The organism is Pararcticibacter amylolyticus (assembly GCF_003130405.1).
Taxonomy (GTDB): Bacteria; Bacteroidota; Bacteroidia; order Sphingobacteriales; family Sphingobacteriaceae; genus Arcticibacter; species Arcticibacter amylolyticus.
In genome coordinates this window covers 72,499-91,839 of sequence record NZ_QEAS01000017.1, presented here as the reverse complement: position 1 = coordinate 91,839, position 19,341 = coordinate 72,499, and the positions used below count along the sequence as shown (strand labels likewise).

The 19,341-nt window shown below is 43.8% G+C and carries 15 protein-coding genes; all 15 read left to right on the top strand.

Going from position 1 to position 19,341, the window contains the following annotated elements:
- The first annotated feature begins 11 nt into the window (after positions 1-11).
- The 15 genes from DDR33_RS18895 to hpf all read left to right on the top strand — a co-directional run bounded on the left by DDR33_RS18895 (position 12) and on the right by hpf (position 19,140).
- Positions 12-2,150 (top strand): heparinase II/III domain-containing protein, encoded by a 2,139-nt coding sequence (locus tag DDR33_RS18895; protein WP_109417366.1) that lies wholly within the window; start codon positions 12-14, stop codon positions 2,148-2,150.
- Positions 2,151-2,157: 7 nt separating this feature from the next.
- Complete coding sequence (locus DDR33_RS18890; protein WP_109417365.1) at positions 2,158-2,505, top strand: cupin domain-containing protein; 348 nt, start codon at positions 2,158-2,160, stop codon at positions 2,503-2,505.
- A gap of 89 nt (positions 2,506-2,594) precedes the next feature.
- Positions 2,595-3,479 (top strand): alpha/beta hydrolase, encoded by an 885-nt coding sequence (locus DDR33_RS18885; protein ID WP_109417364.1) that lies wholly within the window; start codon positions 2,595-2,597, stop codon positions 3,477-3,479.
- An 11-nt stretch (positions 3,480-3,490) separates the two neighbouring features.
- Entirely contained in the window at positions 3,491-4,771 is a 1,281-nt protein-coding gene (locus DDR33_RS18880) for an MFS transporter (RefSeq protein ID WP_109417363.1), read from the top strand.
- An 11-nt stretch (positions 4,772-4,782) separates the two neighbouring features.
- The gene (locus DDR33_RS18875; RefSeq protein WP_109417362.1) at positions 4,783-5,535 is read left to right on the top strand and encodes an SDR family NAD(P)-dependent oxidoreductase; all 753 of its coding nucleotides are present in this window, start codon (positions 4,783-4,785) and stop codon (positions 5,533-5,535) included.
- 254 nt (positions 5,536-5,789) lie between these two features.
- Positions 5,790-9,011, top strand: a complete 3,222-nt coding sequence (locus tag DDR33_RS18870; RefSeq protein WP_109417361.1) for a SusC/RagA family TonB-linked outer membrane protein — start codon at positions 5,790-5,792, stop codon at positions 9,009-9,011.
- A 9-nt stretch (positions 9,012-9,020) separates the two neighbouring features.
- Positions 9,021-10,607 (top strand): RagB/SusD family nutrient uptake outer membrane protein, encoded by a 1,587-nt coding sequence (locus DDR33_RS18865; RefSeq protein WP_109417360.1) that lies wholly within the window; start codon positions 9,021-9,023, stop codon positions 10,605-10,607.
- 12 nt (positions 10,608-10,619) lie between these two features.
- The gene (locus tag DDR33_RS18860) at positions 10,620-12,212 is read left to right on the top strand and encodes a hypothetical protein (RefSeq protein WP_146198810.1); all 1,593 of its coding nucleotides are present in this window, start codon (positions 10,620-10,622) and stop codon (positions 12,210-12,212) included.
- A gap of 70 nt (positions 12,213-12,282) precedes the next feature.
- Positions 12,283-14,631 (top strand): chondroitinase-B domain-containing protein, encoded by a 2,349-nt coding sequence (locus DDR33_RS18855; RefSeq protein WP_109417358.1) that lies wholly within the window; start codon positions 12,283-12,285, stop codon positions 14,629-14,631.
- Positions 14,632-14,658: 27 nt separating this feature from the next.
- Positions 14,659-15,453 (top strand): polysaccharide lyase family 7 protein, encoded by a 795-nt coding sequence (locus DDR33_RS18850; protein WP_109417357.1) that lies wholly within the window; start codon positions 14,659-14,661, stop codon positions 15,451-15,453.
- 66 nt (positions 15,454-15,519) lie between these two features.
- A complete protein-coding gene (locus DDR33_RS18845; RefSeq protein ID WP_109417356.1) occupies positions 15,520-16,425 on the top strand; it encodes a ComEA family DNA-binding protein in 906 nt (301 codons plus the stop codon).
- On the top strand, positions 16,425-16,952 hold the full coding sequence (locus DDR33_RS18840; RefSeq protein ID WP_109417355.1) for an adenine phosphoribosyltransferase: 528 nt from the start codon (positions 16,425-16,427) through the stop codon (positions 16,950-16,952). The genes DDR33_RS18845 and DDR33_RS18840 overlap by 1 nt, the downstream gene beginning before the upstream one ends.
- Positions 16,953-17,648: 696 nt before the next feature.
- Positions 17,649-17,840 carry a 30S ribosomal protein S21 gene (gene rpsU, locus DDR33_RS18835; RefSeq protein ID WP_109417354.1) on the top strand — a complete coding sequence of 64 codons (192 nt, stop codon included), beginning with the start codon at positions 17,649-17,651 and terminating at the stop codon, positions 17,838-17,840.
- A 68-nt stretch (positions 17,841-17,908) separates the two neighbouring features.
- On the top strand, positions 17,909-18,787 hold the full coding sequence (locus DDR33_RS18830; protein WP_109417353.1) for a tyrosine-type recombinase/integrase: 879 nt from the start codon (positions 17,909-17,911) through the stop codon (positions 18,785-18,787).
- 14 nt (positions 18,788-18,801) lie between these two features.
- Entirely contained in the window at positions 18,802-19,140 is a 339-nt protein-coding gene (hpf, locus tag DDR33_RS18825) for a ribosome hibernation-promoting factor, HPF/YfiA family (RefSeq protein WP_109417352.1), read from the top strand.
- Positions 19,141-19,341 lie beyond the last annotated feature (201 nt).

Genomic DNA, 19,341 nt, shown 5'->3' with positions numbered 1-19,341 from the left:
TATTTTATAATATGAACTACTTAAAAAAGGTGGTAATTGCCATATTTTGTCTCAATTTTTCGATCCTGCAGGCACAGGAGCATCCCAATATTATGCTTTCGAAGGCGGGAATCGAAGAAGTAAGAGAAGGATGCAATAAGTATCCCTTGCTTCAAAAATCATTCGCTCAGGTTAAAGCGGATGCAGATAAAGCTCTGGGAACTAAAATCAGCATACCTGTACCTAATGACGGCGGCGGAGGCCCTTCCCATGAACAGCATAAAAGAAATTACCAGGCTGTACTCGCCTGTGGCATTTCCTATCAGATTACAGGAGAAATAAAGTATGCTGATTATGTTAAAGATATGCTTCTTGGATATGCTTCTCAGTACGAAAAATGGCCGCTTAAACACCCCAAAAGTAAAACAAGCAATCAAAGCGGAAGGATATTCTGGCAAATTCTGAACGACTGCGTATGGCAGGTAAACGTTATTCAGGGATATGATCTGGTATACAACGCTATTAATTCCCGCGACCGGAAAATTATAGAGACCCGACTTTTTACACCGGTAGTAAAGTTCATTACAGAGACATCTAAAGAAACATTTAACAGGATTCATAATCATGGCACATGGGCTGTGGCAGCCGTAGGCCTTACAGGCTATGTGATGAACAAGCGTGAATATGTGGAAATGGCGCTCAAAGGGTCGGATAAGTCAGGAAAATCGGGCTATCTTGCTCAACTCGATCATCTTTTTTCTCCCGACGGATACTACACTGAAGGCCCCTATTATCAGCGGTATGCACTTCTGCCTTTCATGATATTTGCTAAAGCAATCAATCAATATGAGCCTCAGACCGGCATTTATACCTACAGAAATAATATTCTTGAGAAGGCGATCAACACCTCTCTTCAGAGCAGCTATACCAATGGAGCTTTTTTTCCTGTTAATGATGCGATTAAGGATAAAACAATCGAATCGGGAGAATTGGTCTATGGTGTAGACCTGGCTTATGCAGAAATGGGAGGGGGAGCAGATCTTCTCGATATAGCGCAGAGGCAGGGCCGGGTTATAGTATCTGATGCTGGTTTAAAGGTGGCCAGGGATGTTGCGGAAGGGAAGGCAATGCCCTTTAATTATAAATCTCTCTTAATCACGGACGGCCCGGCAGGAAATGAAGGAGGACTGGGGGTATTGCGTTCGGGTTCTAATAAGGATCAGCAGTGCCTGGTATTCAAAGCGGCTTCTCAGGGTATGGGGCACGGTCATTTCGACAGGCTTAATATACTTTATTATGATAATGGCTCTGAAGTGTTCCTGGATTATGGAGCTGCGCGGTTCATTAATATAGAATCAAAAAATGACGGGGAGTATCTCCCGGAAAACAAGACATGGGCTAAACAAACCGTTGCCCACAATACCATCGTTGTTGATAAGACCTCTGCTTTCAAAGCAAGCGCAGAGCGGGCACAGCAATACCATCCCGAATTGATCTGTTTCAAGGGCGAAGGTGATATACAGGCCGTGAGCGGCAGAGAGGAAAATGCATGGCCGGGAGTGAGTCTTGTCAGGACATCTGCACTTGTTCATATTCCGGGAATGTCTAAAGCTTTGCTGGTTGACGTATTCAATGCCGAATCAGACAAAGTGCATCAATATGATCTCCCTTTCTGGTATAGCGGATATATTACCGACACTTCTTTTCCCGTCAGGCAATATACCAAAGAACTGAAGCCGGCAGGAGATAAATATGGATACCAGCATTTATGGCTCAACAGTAACGACTCTGTAGCATCCGGCTCCGGTTATATTACAGTGATGAACAACCGGCGTTTTTACACAACGCATTTTGCGGGGACGTCTCCGGTAAATGTTAAGCTGGCTTCTATCGGAGCTAACGATCCGTCGCTGAATCTTTTCAATGGGAAAGCTTTCATTTTATCACAGGCTGGGACCGCTTATCAGACATTCCTTTCGGTTACGGAAAGCCACGGCAAGATAGATCCGGTGGCGGAAACGACCACGGGGGCGAAAAGCATTGTTTCAGCACTCAGGATCATCCGGTCTGACCGTGAGCAAACCAACATTTCATTTGACGTAGAAGGAAAGACTTACAGGGTGGTGATCAATTATAAGGACAAGAACAATTTTATCCAATTAATAAAATAATATAATCATGATAAGAAGCAGTTTATTTCAGATCGAGCAGGATATTCCATGGGAAACGGCAGGCGAAGGAGTGCAAAGACAGATTTACGGATATGATGATCAAATCATGCTTGTAAAAGCAAAATTCGAAGCAGGCGCTATAGGGGTTTTACATGAACACTATCATGCACAGGTAACCTATGTGGAGAGCGGGGTTTTTGATATGACAATAGGGGAAGAAAAGAAGACACTGAAAAAGGGCGATGGGTATTACATTCCTCCTCATGTATTACACGGATGCGTGTGTATTGAGCCAGGGCTGTTAATAGATGTATTCAGTCCGCACCGGGAAGATTTTCTAAAGAACAACCCATAAAATTTTACGAATTAAGTCATCCGGACGGCTCAGTACGATGAACTGAGAACTCCGGATGGCCTTTTGTTCACTTATAAAGCCGAAATTAAATGAAAACGATATTACTAATTGCCTGCCTCTTAGCTGGTGTTTTTGCCGGCAAAGCCCAGGAAACCGAATATAAACCTGTAGTATTCCCTGAAGGATATGCCTCCCGTCTTAATGTGGTTTATACCAGTGTGAACGGATGGGATGGTAAAATGGACCTTTATCTTCCGCCTAAAGAAAAGGGGCTATCTCCGGTTGTGATCAACATTCATGGCGGTGGCTGGAATAAAGGAGTGAAAGAATCGCAGACAGGCTTTAATGCCTGGTTTAAGAAGGGCTATGCAGTAGCGAATATAGCTTATCGCCTGTCGCAGGTTGCTACTGCCCCTGCGGCGGTTGAGGATACCCGGTGTGCATTGATCTACCTGATTAAGAATGCGAAAGAGCTGAACATCGATATCAATAAGATCGTAATCATGGGCGGATCGGCAGGAGGGCATCTGGCTCTTATGGGAGGTTTACTTGAAAATAATCACCTGTTCGACACTAACTGCAAAGGGGTGGAGAATGTAAAGGTTGCGGCAATTATAGATAAGTACGGCATTACAGATGTCAATGACTGGGCTTACGGACCGAACATAACCAGTAAATCGGCTACTATGTGGCTTGGAGATAAAGCAAAGGATAAAGCGTTCGCCGCCTCTGTTTCTCCGGTAAGCTATGTGAAGAAAACCAGTCCCCCGGTTTTCATTGTACATGGGGATGCTGATCCGACGGTTCCCTACCAGCAATCGGTAGAGCTGCATAAGAAACTGGTTGCAGCAGGAGTAAAAACGGAGTTTATGACAGTTGAAGGAGGCCTGCACGGAAAGTTTCCGAAGGAGAAAAATGCAGAGGTCAATACACGCATCATGGAATTCCTGAAGGGACTGGGAATTCATAAATAAACTGTACAGATATGAAGCTTAAAGGTTTAAGGTGGTATATTATCCTGCTGATTGGTCTGGCTACAGTGATCAATTACATAGACAGGAGTGCCATCAATATTATGTGGCCTTATATATACCATGAGTTTGGTATTGCTGATACAGACAGTAAGACCACTCTTGCTCTGATCACTACTTTCTTTATGCTGGCTTATGCCCTGGGGCAGACGTTTACGGGTAAAATGATGGATGCTATAGGCACCAGACTCGGAATGGCTGTATCTATTGCAGGGTGGAGTATTTCCATTGCTTTGCATGCACTTGCCCGGACACTGTTCTCATTCAATATTTTTCGCTTTTTTCTGGGATTTTTCGAGGCGGGGAACTGGCCCGGAGCGACAAAGAGCAATGCTGAGTGGTTTCCTGCCAAAGAACGGGCTATTGCCCAGGGGATTTTCGGGGCAGGAGCTTCTTTAGGATCGGTGGTTTCAGCTCCCGTTATTGCGCTTCTATTTATTGCTTTTGGGTGGAAGGCCACTTTTCTTCTGATCGGTGGTTTGGGTTTGATATGGGTGATTCCCTGGCTGATCGTTAATAAAGCTAATCCCGACAAGCATCCCTGGATTACACAGGAGGAGAAAGAGCATATCCTGTCGTGTGAAGTTGCGGCACCGGATGCTTCGTTGAATGCTCCGGTTCTGAGCTGGTCGGACTTATTGAAGTTGAAGAGTACCTGGGGGATCATCCTTGGCCGTTTCTTTATTGATCCGGTATGGTGGTTGTTCGTTACCTGGTTACCAACTTTCCTCAAGGAACAGTTTCTTTTCGACATCAAACAAATCGGGGCGTTTACCTGGGTGCCTTACCTGTTTGCTGCAGTCGGGAGCCTGAGTGGTGGATTTTATTCTTCTTCCCTGATAAAAAAAGGAATGGAACCTGAGAAGGCCAGAAAAAGAGCTATTACTATCGGTTGTGTTTTGATGCTTGGTGCTCTTACAGCGATTCTGTTCTATCTGGGTTCCCTTAAAGAGCAGCCAATGCTGGCTATGTGTCTTATCGGAGTTACGCTTTTTGGGTTTCAGTTTCTCATTGGAAATCTTCAGACTTTACCCAGTGACTACTTTAACGGCAAAAATGTAGGGACTGTTGCGGGAATGGGGGGCACAGCAGCGGTTATAGGTACGCTGTTTACTACCTGGGCTGTGCCGGTAATTACGAAAACAAGTTATGTTTCCTTTTTTGTGCTGGCGGCAGTGCTGGTACCGGTAACATGGCTTTCAATCAAATTCATGAGTTCTAAGAAATTAAATTAATATATATTAAAATGCGTTTAGAAAATAAAGTTGCGGTTATAACAGGTGGTGCCAGAGATATTGGCCGGGCTGTATCATGTGAACTCGCCCGTCAGGGAGCTAAAGTGGTGATCAACTATTTTGATCAGGAAGAAAAAGCAACAGAAACCCTGGAAATGATCAGGAATGCAGGAGGAGAAGCAATCCTCGTTTATGGAGATATGACAAAGGCTAAGGATGCGAATATCCTGGCAGAAAAAGCAAGGGAAGCGTTTGGCGAAGAGATCCACATTCTTGTAAATGTAGCAGGAGGACTTGTTGGCCGCAAGAAGCTGGTAGAAATGGAAGAAGAGTTCTGGGATTTTCTAATGGATCTCAATCTAAAATCAGTTTTCCTGGTTTCCCGAGCTATCGTGCCGTTTATGCCGGCAGGTTCTTCAATTGTCAATTTTTCTTCTCTGGCAGCCCGTGACGGCGGAGGCCCGGGAGCAAGCGCTTATGCAACAGCGAAAGGGGCGGTGATGACTTATACCCGTTCTCTGGCAAAAGAACTTGGCCCACAGGGAATCAGGGTGAATGCGTTGGCTCCGGGGGTGATTGCTACAACGTTCCATGATATTCACAGCACTCCCCAGATCAGGGCAAACATTCAGAATGCGACCCCTCTGAGAAGGGAAGGTACGGCGCAGGAGGTAGCTGATCTGGTAACTTATCTCGCTTCCGATGATTCCAGTTTCCTTACGGGAACTAATATTGATATAAACGGCGGACTGGCTTTCTCATAAGCCGAAGCTGATATGATGCCTGTGTTCTCATTACACAGGCATCATTATAAAACAATTGACTAAGTAAAGCAAACCAGTTAAAGCACATATTTCCCGCAACCTGGAAATAGCCAATAACCATAATTAAACGACACCACGATATAAGGGAAAGACTCATTCTGGAGAATGAGCTGTCTCTTTAAAGAGTTTGCTTTTCGTTAATCAAGCGAAAGACGGGAATTATAAATATACAATAACCAATAACTGAATTAAAAATGGTTCGACAAAAACTTAACAGACTGTACAGATGCGGCAGTGCTATCCTTGTTTTTGGAGTGATTCTTTTTTGGAGTATCAGTTCCTTTGCACAGAACATCACTGTTTCAGGAACGATAACGGATACGAAGGGAGAAACTCTTCCAGGGGTAACTATTCTGGTAAAAGGCACCAAAAACGGAGCTTCCAGCGATGTTACCGGAAAATATACGTTGAAAGGTGTGCCGTCTGACGGTACTCTTGTATTCAGCTTTATGGGCTATAAAAGCCGGGAGATTGCAGTAAAGGGCCGCCGGAAAGTTGATGCCGGTATGGAAGAAGACATAAAGTCACTGGATGAAGTTGTCGTAGTTGGATATGGCACTGTAAGGAAATCGCACCTTACTGGTTCCGTTACCAAACTAAAAAACGAAAATCTGGATGAAATACCGACAGCGCGGCTGGATAATGCATTGATAGGCAAAATGGCCGGTGTATCCGTGCAGAACACGTCGTCAGAAGCGGGAGCTGCGCCTACAGTGAGGGTAAGAGGACTTAGTTCTATAAGCGCTAATTCGACACCTCTTGTCGTTGTAGACGGACATCCGGTTCCCGACGGGCTTGCTTTTGTTAATCCCTATGACGTCGAGTCAATCGAAGTACTCAAGGATGCTGCGTCATCCGCTATTTATGGATCACGGGGTGCTAATGGAGTAATCATTGTTACGACAAAGAAGGGTAATGCAAACAAGCCCCGTTATGCGGTAAAAAGCTATTACGGATTTAAGGATGCCTACAAGCTCAACCCTATTATGTCAATCAGCGAATACACAGATCTTTTATTTTCTGAAGCTGATCTCAGGGCGAAGGACCCTTCAATTGATCCCGCCAATTATAATATGATCACAGATAATGAGAGAGCCGCTTATATAATCGAAAACCAGATAGCCGGTTCGCCTACCGACTGGCAGGAAGAAGCTCTTCATCAGGCAGGGATTTACAATGTTCAGTTGAATGCATCGGGAGGGAACAAAGATCTTCGTTACTATGTATCCGGCAATGTCCAGCGCGATCAGGGGATTATGAAATTCAGTGAGAATAATAAAGGGAATTTTAAGATAAAGCTCGATGCAAATCTCAGCAGCAAGCTGAGTATGACAGTAAACCTTAATCCAACGTATTCAAACCTTCAACGACCCGGAGCTAATTTTACCGACTATTACCGCACCTATTCTTTCCTTCCTGTACAGCATTCTGATTTCACAGCCGCCTTTGTGACGCAGAACCCTCAATGGAGTACTGTAAAGTCCGGGGACTGGGCACAGGCAAGGCATTTTGCAAACATGTTTTACTCCGGCTATATGCCCGACGGAAGCTTTTGGCAAAGTGACGAAACCCTTATACCATGGGGAACGAACAATAATAGCCCCTTGTCAATTGCATCAAGGATTGACCGGAATTCTAAGAATTACCGGGTAATGGGAGGGGGAGATCTTACGTACAAGCTTTCGAAGAACCTTTCCCTGAAAACTGCTTTCAGCGGATACTATAATCAGCGGGAGGATCTTACTCTAACGCGCAGCAATGCTAAAAGCGATGGAGACGTTAGTTCCGGAGAACAATATACAAGTAAGGTGATAGATCTTCTCTGGGAAAATACGCTGAATTATAACCGCCAGATTGGAGATCATAATTTTACTGGCTTACTCGGTTTTACGGTACAGAAAACCACCAATGATATTTCGAATATCCTCGCAAGAAATTTTCCTACGGATGATTTCGAAACTCTTAGTCAGGCTGCCCAGATAGATCAGCCTGCCACCTATACAAGCCGCGTACCTGTAGGATTAGTATCTTACCTGGGCCGTATCACCTATGATTATAAAGGAAAATATCTCTTTTCAACGAGTTTGAGGACGGATGGGAGTACCTATTTTAAGAAGCCTCATCAATGGGGATGGTTTCCTTCTGTGTCGGCAGGCTGGAGAGTTAACTCAGAACCATTTATGAAGCAAGCTGCACAGTGGCTGAGCAATCTTAAGCTGAGGGCAAGTTATGGTGCTACCGGTAATAACAGGATCCAGGACTTTGCGTATGTGAATTTGCTTTATCCTGCCAATTACTCTTTTGGCGGAGGTACAGGACTGCTGAACCTTGGCCTGGCGCCAACAGAAGAAGTTCTTAAAAATGCAAAGATCACATGGGAACGAACTTTTGAATTTAATACAGGCCTGGATATAGGACTTTTCGGGGACCGGATCAACCTGTCTGCGGAAGCTTATCGTTCAGAAACAGACCGTTTACTGCTGCAGCAGGGGATGATGTCGTTTACGGGTTCCAATACTTTCTGGAACAATGCAGGAAAGGTGCGAAATACCGGGATCGAAATGGACCTGACCTCGAACAATATTAGTTCGAAGAATTTCCAATGGAGTACCAATCTGAATTTCGCTGCTAACAGGAACAGTCTTCTCCGGTTAGGCGGAGAGCCTTTTCAGTATACTTATGGCGAACGGAATGAGCTTTACGCTGCAATAGTAGGAAAGCCTTCTATTCAGTTCTTTGGCTATCAATCGGATGGGGTATGGAATTCGCAGGCTGATGTTGATGCCGCGAAAAACAGCGGATCTACTTCTGTTATACAGAATTATTTTACCCCCGGAGGCCTTAAGGTGAAAGATCTTAACGGGGATAATAAAATAGATGAAAGTGACAGGACTGTTTTGGGAACGCCGTTTCCTGATTTTACCTGGGGTGTTACCAACACCTTTAAATATCGGGGATTTGACCTGAGCGTTCTTATCCAGGGGGTACAGGGCGGAAGTCTTATTAATGGAGATGCTTTTTATACCGAGACAAAGAGACTCAATACTAACTATACAAAAGGGCGGTGGCTTAGTCCAGCTAATCCGGGAGATGGAAAGACACCTTACAATAATGTTGGTGCAGACTGGATGCTGACGGATTACGTGATGGAGAACGCATCTTATGCGTCTCTGCGGAATGTCATAATTGGATATTCGTTCCCTGCTAAAATATTAAAGCGTGCAAAGGTGAATACCCTGAGGGTTTACGCTTCAGGGGATAATCTCCTGCTGATAACAGGAGGATCATATCGTGGGATCAATCCGGAGGCAAGAGTGACCAGTAACCAGTATACTTCTCCGCTGACGTCGGGGTATCAGCGGGGGGCATTTCCTGTTACCCGCACCTTTACATTCGGTCTCGATTTTAATTTTTAACGAAAAACGATGAGAAATCTGAAATATACGATCATAGCCGGGATATTGTTTACAGCGGGAATTACCTCCTGCAATAAAGTACTCGATGTAGAACCGGTCTCTAATGTTGGCGTGGACAATTTTTATCGTAATGCAAAGGAAGTTCAGACGGCACTTACAGGCTGCTACAATGGTCTGCATGATCCGCTTGTGACAGAATGGATGCTTACGGAACAGAGAACTGATAATTCCAGGCAAAATTCACCCACCAGTACAGCTGTTCAGCGAGTTGAGTTGAATGCGCTGGATATGTATACGCAAAGTTCGCAGCATCAGCAGATCTATAATTACTGGCTCAGCGTGTACCGCAATATCAGGAGTATCAACTATGTGCTGCAGAATCTTGGAGTGACATATGAAAACGGCCGGATAATATTCGGAACAGGCAATGCACAGGTAACAGAAGAAGAAAAGGCGGATCTGGCTGGTCAGGCATTGTTCCTGCGCGCGTATCATTATTTTAATCTCGTGAGGCTGTTCGGCGACGTTTTCCTGATCACTGAGCCTGTAATTCCTCAGGAAGCCAAGCAAGTGGGACGATCACCGGTAGCAGACGTTTACAAGCTCATTATCGCTGACTTAACCGCCGCCGGAGAACATCTATCGTCAGCGGCATATAGTTCCATTGCTTCAGGAAACCTGGGAGAGGCAAATGCCTGGGCCGCCAAGGCTCTTTTGGCAAAAGTCTATCTCACTCTTCAGCAGCCCTCAAATGCACTTCCTTTACTGAACGACGTGATCAGCAACAGCGGATACGGGCTCGAGTCCTCTTATGGCCGTGTTTTCTCTATCGATAATGAAATGAATAAAGAGATCTTATTCGCGGTAAGATTTAAAGCAGGCGGACTTGGTATAGGCAATTTCATGGCAAATACTTTTGCTCCGAACAGCAGTGGAAATGCAGTTGTAAACGGAGACGGGCTGGGATTTAATACCCCGACAGATAATCTTACTGCGGCCTATAAAACACCGGCATCGGGTGGTTCGGATCAGAGGAAAGCTGTTAACATCAGTTCTTATTCAGGACGACCTTATATAAAAAAGTTTATTTCTGCGGTACAGGTGGAAAATGATGCAGAAAACGACTTCCCTGTGATCCGGTTTGCTGATGTTCTTTTGATGAAAGCAGAAGCTTTGGGTTTTGACGGGCCGGCCGGTCAGTCAGTGGGATTGATCAATCAGGTAAGGTCAAGGGCTGGCGCTATCGATTACGACGGGGGTGACTTTGCCTCCACATTTTATAAGTATCCGGCTGACGGAGGCTCTTCTATTCAAACACAAGAAGCGTTCCTGAATGCTCTTCTTAATGAAAGAAGGATAGAGCTGGCTTTCGAAAATCAGAGATTTTTTGACCTCGTGAGGACGGGTCAGCTTCTTACAGTAATCGGCGCATATTTCGAAAGTGAGTATCAGGTACACTACAGAAGGTACAGGCCTGTGATTACGCTTGATGCCCTGAAGGCGAATCTTACAGCAGAGCGGATATTACTTCCTATACCTCAGCGAGAAATAGATACCAATGACCAGCAACGAATCCCGCAAAATTCAGGGTACTAAAAAGAATGGGTTATGAAAAATATTTTTAAATCACTAACGGGGATATTGCTACTTTCTCTCTGCATGATATCCTGTAAAAAAGATGATTCCGGAGCGTCATCCGGAGAGCTTAGTGCCAATAGCTTTATATATAATCTTGCCACTAAAAACTTTAATCCTGATACAGCCCTTACTGCAAAGGTAACTTCATCAGGTGCTGTAGATATTGTGTACTGTTATCTGGTACGCAGTAATACAGTGGATTCCCTTATTTATATAGGAAAACCTGATGCTGGTGAGGCGAAGGGTTATACCTTTCATATCTCCGCTTCCAGATTTCCATACAGCAGCATAAAGAGCGTTCGCGGTGTGAAGGTAATGGTGAGGCAGGACGACAACAGTTCGTATGAAGGATTTGTTAAAATCGACATCTATGATCCTTCAAAACCCTTCCTGACTGACTTTCCTGTGAGCATTTCTCCGGATCTGGACGGAGGGGCAACTGCCATTACCGGTAAGATTACTTCTGAAAGTGGAATCGCAAAAGTCGAGGTGTTTGATGATTATCAGACAGAAGGTACATTTACTTCTGTTCAGGCTATTTCTGTCGCCAATGAGAAGGAATATCAACTCAATTATTCTTATATGTACAGGAAGGCTGCGCAGCATATTAAGGTTGCCGCGACGGATATTTTCGGCCAGGTAATGGAAACAATAATCAATATGCCTGTTGATATTAACACTTTCAAGCCAAAGTTCGTCGACTTCCCGGCTAATCTTACTCCTGAAGCTACGGGTACTGCTACCATGGTAACCGGGAAGATCACCTCTGTGACCGGACTGGCGAAAGCAGAGGTATATGATGATTCTGAAGGGAACTACGTATTGCTGGAAACACTTAATGATTTGAACGGAGTGAAGAACTATACTTTTAATTATAGTTATCAGTATAAGAAGCGGGCCAAAAATATCAAAATAGTGGCGACAGATACGGATAATCTCCCTACTGAACTGGTTATTCCTCTAAATGTTACTTATTCAACAGAAGTATATAGAGATGTGGTCATGTCAGCTCAGTCAGCCATATCTCCCGGCAGCTTTTTCGATACTTCTACCGGAACAATCTTTGGAAACTGTGAAGTAAGCGGCAGCGAAGGAAGGCTTGATTTTCTTATTTATGCCAGTTCTGCCGGAGTGTTGTCGTTCTATAGCCCGACAAATACGTCGTCTGCTGCTTCCAGCTATAAGTGTAATGGCACTGCATGGGTTCCGGTCACTTCTAATTTAAAAGCTACAAGATTCAGGGTACTTGTCCCGACATCTGCCGGTAATACAGCAGCGGATAATATTTATCAGGCATATAATTCAGGTAACATTGATAACCTGGATGACAGCTTTTTTGGGACAATTGCGGTTCCGGGCAGCAGCTCAACAAAGTATGATCCCGCAGTAAATCCGGCAGCGAACATTTTTAATTTAAACTCTGCCAATCTTATCTGGTTCCGGATTCCTCAGGCGAATGGCACAAGTAAAAATTGCCTGGTAAAAGTGAAGGAGGTCAATATTAATACGGGTACCCCAGGTTTGTCTGCGATTAAATTTGATATCATCGTGCAGAAGCAGTGACAGGTATTATAAATAATTATTAACAGGAGAGGTGCTTTTACGGAGCAGCCTCTCCCCAGAAATCAGTAAAATGAAAGTTTACTTAGTTACTCTTTGCCTGGCAATCTGCATAAGCACTTCAGCGAAACAAGCTCCGGTAAATGACGCAGCCTCTCTGAGAAAGGCAGTAGCCGGAGCAAAGCCGGGTGATATCATCACTATGGCCGATGGAGAGTGGAAGGATGCCAGAATTGTATTGCATGGACGGGGAACACCTGGTAAGCCGGTAGTGGTTCAACCCCAGACACCCGGCGGAGTAAGACTTACAGGAAGTTCAACACTTTCGTTGTCAGGAGAATATCTTGTTGTAAAAGATCTGCATTTTACCCGCGGAACTGCCCGGGAGGGAGATGTTATTACATTCAGAACAAACAAGGACCTGCTGGCTGATCATTGCAGGATCACGGGGATCGTAATTGATAATTATAGCCAGCCGGAACGATTTAAAAACGATAATTGGGTGACGCTTTGGGGAAAAAATAACCGGGTGGATCATTGTACATTTGTTGATAAACTGAACCTGGGGCCAACGCTTATTGTCGAACTGAACGATGAAAGAAGCCAGCAGAATAACCACAGTATCGACAGTAATTATTTTAAAGGGCGCCAGCGCCTGGGCTCGAATGGCGGGGAAACCATTCGTGTAGGCGTTTCAAAATATTCTATGACCCCGTCCCGTACGCGAATCGTTCATAACTATTTTGAGCGGTGCAACGGGGAGGTTGAGATTGTATCGGTCAAGTCAGGTGAAAATCACGTAAGCTTCAATACTTTTTTTGAATGCGAAGGAGGACTTGTTTTGCGCCACGGAAGTAACAATATTGTGGAGGGTAATCTGTTCCTCGGAAACAATAAACTGTTTACGGGAGGTGTGAGAATTGTTAATCCGGGACACAAAGTATTTAACAATGTTTTTAAGGATTTGAAAGGTGAAGAGTTCCGTTCTGCTCTGTCGGTGATGAACGGAGTGCCAAACTCTCTCATTAACCGTTATTACCAGGTAAAGGATGTGGATATTCACCATAACACGTTTATCAATTGCAGAAGTATTCTTTTTGGCGCGGGCAGGGACGCAGAACGAACCCTCGCTCCGGAGAATGTGGCATTCAGAGATAATCTGATCATTGGAGCCAAAGACTCCCTGTATGCAGATAATAATAAAGGAGGGGGGATCTTATTTGCCGGGAACGGGGTTGCCCAGAGTGGGTTACGCTCGCTGCCCAAGGGCTTTATTTCATTAACTGCCGGGATTAAAAAGGCGAAGGAACCGGACCTGCCTCTGCCTGTTTCAGGGAAGGGGGCCGATACCAGGAAATTGTTTTGGGTTAACAGCCGGACTGCGGGAGCTGCGTGGTTCAGATCTGAAAGCACGGCAGCAGAGAACAAGAGGAAGAAAGTAATGGTTCCTCTTTCTTCAGCAGCACAATTGCCAGATATCGTTTCTTCAGCGTTTGCAGGAGATACCATAGAACTTACCGGAACAGGGAATTACGGACTTAGAAAGGAAATACATGTTAACAAACCCCTCACTATCCGTTCGGCTGAGGGAGGTACTGAGCGGCCACTGCTAATAAATACTTCAGAAAATAAGTTTCCGGGTTTTATTGTAATTGAGGATGGAGGAGAACTAACTCTTCAGGGACTTTCTTTTGCCGGAAGTATGCCGGGTTATGGAGATGCAGCAGCAGGGGTTGTTACAGCTTCCTCCATGCAGAGACATTATAAACTGAGAGTGAGTGATTGTGAATTTTATGATTTTAATGAAAGCTCTTTCGCCGGAATAAAAGCTCTAAAGTCGACATATGCTGACAGCATACTGGTTGTTAATTCCATCTTCAGAAATATTTCAGGAAGCGGAATTGACCTTGCAGCAGAGAAAGACGATAAAGGAACTTATAATTCGGAATATACTGTCATCAGGAATTGCGTTTTTACAAATATTCTTGGCTCAGCCCTCAATCTTTACCGGGGCGGAAATGATGAAAGTACCCTCGGACCATTTCTTACCATCGACCACTGTACATTTAATGAAGTTGATAATCGGGAGCAGGGGGCGGTTCTACGGCTATTGGGAGTTCAGAAGGCACGTATTTCTAATTGCATTTTCGCCTTCAGCGGGCAGGGCGGACGCGCTATTCATTTTCAGGAATCCCGGTACGACGATCTGAACGTAGACTTTTGTAATTTGTACCAGGCTGGCCGGATAGAGTCTTTCTATGGCAATGTTTCAGGTTCTAACATTTACCAGTCTTTTCCTGGATTCATAGATCCTAAAAACAGGAACTTTAACCTGGTGCCGGGATCGGACCTGCAGAATAAGGGGTCTGCCGGTAAAGCTCCCGGTGCTAGTCTCCCTGAAAGAGGCCGGGGATTAAATTAAAACGACAATCCTGTAAGCTAATATTTAATGAAGATGAATATTCTCGTATCCATAATACTTTTAATAGCAACAGCCTGTTCAAAGAAGGAGGCTATAACAAGGCAGCAGGAGGGAAATAATAACCATCATGAGGATAAGGTGGTCGTTTCTCCTTCAGAGGTGCTGGATCTCACAAACTGGAAACTGACCCTTCCTGTAAATACGGAACATGCCGGTAACCCTGATGAGATAAAACAGCCGGAACTAAATACATATTCAAGCAGCGATTATTTTCATACTAATGAAGCCGGAAATGCGGTTGTTTTCAGGGCCCAGACGGGGGGCGCAACGACCAGTGGTTCAAATTTTCCGAGATCTGAATTGCGGGAAATGATCAATGACGGAAAGAATCCTGCGGCATGGTCGTCGTCTGAGGGAACTCATACGCTGTTCATCGACCAGAGGGTGACTCATCTCCCCGATGTAAGGAAACATATTGTGATCGGACAAATTCATGATGCTGATAAATATGTAATCTTTTTCAGGTTGGAAAACAGGCGTTTACTGGTTTCTGTAAATGGGGGAGACCGGGTAACCCTGGATGATAGCTATGTGCCCGGTACCCGTTTTTCAGTAAAATTGGTGGTGAATAATGATCAAACCCGGTGTTACTATAATGACGAGCTGAAATATACATTTAACGGGCATTTTACAGATGCATATTTTAAGGCGGGAGCTTACGTGCAGTCATCCTGCAGGGGGGCGAAAAAGGTGGAAGGCGAATCCTGTTATGCTTACGGGGAGGTTGAGATATTTAATGTTTGGACAAAGCATCAATATTAAGATCAGGATAATGATGATGATTTTCTTCATTATTCCTAATTTAGCATTTGTTTTGCCTTATCTTCAATGTTTAAGCAGTTTAAAGAATATTTCAGTTTTACGAAGAAGGAACTAAACGGCCTCCTGGTCCTTTGTATCCTGATGGTCATAGTATGGGTTTCGCCTTCTGTTGTTTCCCTGTCCGGAACTGAAAAAGTATATGATCCGTCTGAATTTAAAAAGGAGATTGCTGCATTCAGGGCATCTGAGAAGAAGCATGTAAAGAGGAATTATTATCGGGAACCGGATAAGGCGAGAGGCTATAAGGAGAATAAGGGGAGCCCTGTTTATTTTAAGTTTAATCCGAATAATCTTGCTGTATCCGATTGGGTAAGATTAGGTATTTCGGAAAAGCAGGCGAGGGTAATTAAAAACTACGAAGCCAAGGGAGGGAAGTTTCGGCGTAAGGAGGATCTGAAAAAGATGTATTCGATAAGGCCTGAGGATTATTCCCGGCTTGCTCCTTACATAGATATTCCGGAGGAGCAAAAAAATGCAAAAGTATACGTAAAAAAGGAATATCCAAGCAGGCGACCTGTGATTGTCGAAGTGAATTCAGCCGATTCTGCCATGCTTGAAACAGTAAGAGGGATCGGTCCTGTACTGGCATCCAGAATTATCAGGTACAGGGAGCGGCTTGGAGGTTTCTACAGGAAAGAGCAGTTGAAGGAAGTATATGGAATAGATTCGCTCCGTTACCCTGCTATTGCGGAACAATTGAATACAGATGCTGGTTCCATCCGGAAAATAAATATCAATACTGCCGGCTTTGATGAACTCAGGAACCACCCTTATCTGACTTATAAGCAGAAGAATGCCATTATCCAGTACCGGAAACAACATGGAGCGTTTACTGGTATTGGTGATCTTAGGAAAATAGCTATTTTAAACACTGAAATTTTACGTAAAATTGCGCCTTATTTGATTTTCTGATGATTAGTGATAGCCTGAAGTCTGTAATAAGAGATATAAAAGATTTTCCAAAGCCTGGAATTATTTTCAAAGACGTTACTCCTATTTTTAAGGATCCGGATCTTTGTTCTAAAGTTGTAGACGCTTTTGCTGACAGGCTTAAACATTTGCAGATTGATGCGGTAGCGGGTATTGAAAGCCGCGGCTTCCTTTTCGGGCTAATGCTTGCCAATCGCTTGGGAGTCCCGTTTATTCCGGTACGTAAACCCGGAAAACTGCCCTTTAGCATTGTGAAAAAGTCTTATGAGCTTGAGTATGGGTCTGCAACGATAGAAATTCATACAGATGCATTTGAACCGGGATGCCGGGTACTGATTCATGATGATCTGCTTGCTACAGGAGGGACAGCTGCCGCGACGGCCGAGCTTGTAACAGAGCTCAAAGGAGTTGTAGCAGGATTTGCTTTTGTCATTAATCTGGAGTTTCTGAATGGCAGAGACAGACTTGGTTCCTTCTCTTCTGATATTATTACTCTTACTGATTATTAGGCAATCAGCCAGTAGGCTGTTAGGGGCGTGGCTATTTACCGGACAGTAGAGCAATTGCCGTTGCCACTTGTTTTCATAGAATGATCTAAATGCAGATAGTTAGCTGCCTGCTGGATATCTGTTAATCATCCATAAAGCGATCGTAAATCGTGAATGAACTGTATCAGCCGGGTATAAGAAGAGTACTTGTAACGATGCGGTTGAATGGAAGGACTTGTTTAGACGGGCCGGGATGAAATGATGTATAAACCCTTTTGAAAATAAAAAAGCGGCTTCTTATTGTGGGAAGCCGCCTCATCAACCAAACTAACTCAAAACAAAATCAATATGCAAACAAATCAATATGAAAGTAAATATGAAAAGTGATCAATATTTACACTACAAAAATGAGGGTTATAACATTGGTTTTAAATGACTGAGATCAAGTTCCGGGCAGATTGTTATCACTTTCCTGTCTGCAGGAGAAGCCAGGAGCTTCAACTCGTGTGTTTAGACCCCCTGACGCGGTATATTGGTTAATCTGGCCCGGGGAATTCTGGTTGATTTTTTGGCAGTGTTCAACTAGCAGATAATATAGCCTTGAAGCGATACTGATTAAGGATAGCGATGAGGCAAAAAGAAAATAAATCTGAGTGCTTTAGATTTCAATATTTTACATATCTTTGCAGTCCTTAAAAAGAGAGGAGGTATTAGCATATGATTATTATCAACGTAAAAGACGGGGAGTCATTAGATAAAGCCCTGAAGCGTTTCAAAAAGAAATTTGAGAAGACCGGAGTATTAAGAGAATTACGTAGCCGTCAGGCTTTTGAAAAGAAGTCTGTAGCCCGTCGTAACGTCGTTAAACGTGCGGTGTACAAACAAACTCTCAATCAGGAGATAGTTTAAAACTCACAATATTTTTTTGATCTGAAACTATTTGTATATTGCCTTTTGCGATATGCAAATAGTTTTTGATGTTTATAGAGAGATTTACTAACTACCTTCAGTACGAAAAGCGATACTCTGAGCATACTGTAAAGGCTTATCTTAAGGACCTTAAGCAGTTTGAGGATTTTCTCAAAGACCAGGGCACTGATCTTTCGCTTGCCCAAACCCGAGATGTGAGGGCCTGGGTTGTTGGCCTGATGGAACTTACAGGCGCCCGGTCTGTTAACCGTAAACTGTCATCTCTCAGAAGCTTTTATAAGTTTCTGAACCGGGAAAAATTATTGACCCCGAATCCCTTACTGCCAATCCGGGCACTTAAGACGCCTAAATCTCTGCCCGCTGTTGTTCCCGATTCGGGATTGGATTATCTGCTGGACCATGGCGGCGTATTTTCGAATGACTTTGCAGGCTTAAGAGATAAGTTGATAATTGAGTTTTTATTCGGAACAGGGGTTCGTCTTGCCGAAATGCTTGTGGTGAAAGAAAGCGATATTGATTTTGACAGGCAAATGATCCGGATTTTTGGAAAGCGGGGAAAAGAAAGGATTGTACCTGTGAATGTTACGCTCGAAAAGCTTCTTAAAGAGTATATATACGAAAAAAACCTTCAGAATTTTGAAAATGATTCAGTAGCTTTGATAGTGACAGATGGGGGGAAGCCGGCATATCCAAAGTTGGTTTACCGGGTTGTAAGGAGGTACCTGGCATGTATTACGACTGCCGAAAAGAGGAGCCCGCATATATTACGTCATTCCTTTGCTACCAGTCTTTTAAACAAAGGGGCGGATTTAAATGCTATTAAGGAACTTCTTGGGCACGCCAATCTTGCCGCTACTCAGATTTACACTCATAATTCTGTCGAGAGATTAAAATCAATTTATAAACAAGCCCATCCAAAGGCTTAAAAAAAGGAGGAAAAATGAAAATTACTGTTCAATCCATCCATTTCGACGCAGACAAAAAATTGCTGGAATTTATCCAAAAAAAGGCTGCTAAGCTTGATCAGTTTTCGGATCAGATTATTAGTGCCCAGGTTTATCTTAAACTTGAAAAAACAGAGGATGAGCAAAATAAGATAGCTGAGATAAAGCTGACTTTGCCAGGAAATCAATTGTTTGCAAAGGAGCAGTGCAAATCATTTGAAGAGGCAACAGATCTGGCTATTGAATCGCTCAAAAGGCAGATTAATAAACACAAGGAAAAGTCAAGGCCTGTTGGGGTCTCCAAAGCGGAATCATTACCAATAGAGGAAGAATAGAGAGGCCGGTCAGGTGGTTTACCTTGGTTATGATCACCTTAACTCCCGGTCTGTTCAGGGTAATTACGATGTTTGTCCGGCAGAAATTAAACTGCCGGATTTTTTTTGAAAAAAATTTTGTGAAATAGGTATTTTGTGTAGATTTGCATTCCCTTTTGGAGAGGTTCTGAATGCAGAATAAACGCGAAAAAAGGTCGTTCT

What these genes read in the sequence shown, in the direction of transcription:
- DDR33_RS18895 (WP_109417366.1), top strand. Translation starts at nt 12, where the DNA reads ATGAACTACTTAAAAAAGGTGGTAATTGCCATATTTTGTCTCAATTTT.
- DDR33_RS18890 (WP_109417365.1), top strand. Translation starts at nt 2,158, where the DNA reads ATGATAAGAAGCAGTTTATTTCAGATCGAGCAGGATATTCCATGGGAA.
- DDR33_RS18885 (WP_109417364.1), top strand. Translation starts at nt 2,595, where the DNA reads ATGAAAACGATATTACTAATTGCCTGCCTCTTAGCTGGTGTTTTTGCC.
- DDR33_RS18880 (WP_109417363.1), top strand. Translation starts at nt 3,491, where the DNA reads ATGAAGCTTAAAGGTTTAAGGTGGTATATTATCCTGCTGATTGGTCTG.
- DDR33_RS18875 (WP_109417362.1), top strand. Translation starts at nt 4,783, where the DNA reads ATGCGTTTAGAAAATAAAGTTGCGGTTATAACAGGTGGTGCCAGAGAT.
- DDR33_RS18870 (WP_109417361.1), top strand. Translation starts at nt 5,790, where the DNA reads ATGGTTCGACAAAAACTTAACAGACTGTACAGATGCGGCAGTGCTATC.
- DDR33_RS18865 (WP_109417360.1), top strand. Translation starts at nt 9,021, where the DNA reads ATGAGAAATCTGAAATATACGATCATAGCCGGGATATTGTTTACAGCG.
- DDR33_RS18860 (WP_146198810.1), top strand. Translation starts at nt 10,620, where the DNA reads ATGAAAAATATTTTTAAATCACTAACGGGGATATTGCTACTTTCTCTC.
- DDR33_RS18855 (WP_109417358.1), top strand. Translation starts at nt 12,283, where the DNA reads ATGAAAGTTTACTTAGTTACTCTTTGCCTGGCAATCTGCATAAGCACT.
- DDR33_RS18850 (WP_109417357.1), top strand. Translation starts at nt 14,659, where the DNA reads ATGAAGATGAATATTCTCGTATCCATAATACTTTTAATAGCAACAGCC.
- DDR33_RS18845 (WP_109417356.1), top strand. Translation starts at nt 15,520, where the DNA reads ATGTTTAAGCAGTTTAAAGAATATTTCAGTTTTACGAAGAAGGAACTA.
- DDR33_RS18840 (WP_109417355.1), top strand. Translation starts at nt 16,425, where the DNA reads ATGATTAGTGATAGCCTGAAGTCTGTAATAAGAGATATAAAAGATTTT.
- rpsU (WP_109417354.1), top strand. Translation starts at nt 17,649, where the DNA reads ATGATTATTATCAACGTAAAAGACGGGGAGTCATTAGATAAAGCCCTG.
- DDR33_RS18830 (WP_109417353.1), top strand. Translation starts at nt 17,909, where the DNA reads ATGTTTATAGAGAGATTTACTAACTACCTTCAGTACGAAAAGCGATAC.
- hpf (WP_109417352.1), top strand. Translation starts at nt 18,802, where the DNA reads ATGAAAATTACTGTTCAATCCATCCATTTCGACGCAGACAAAAAATTG.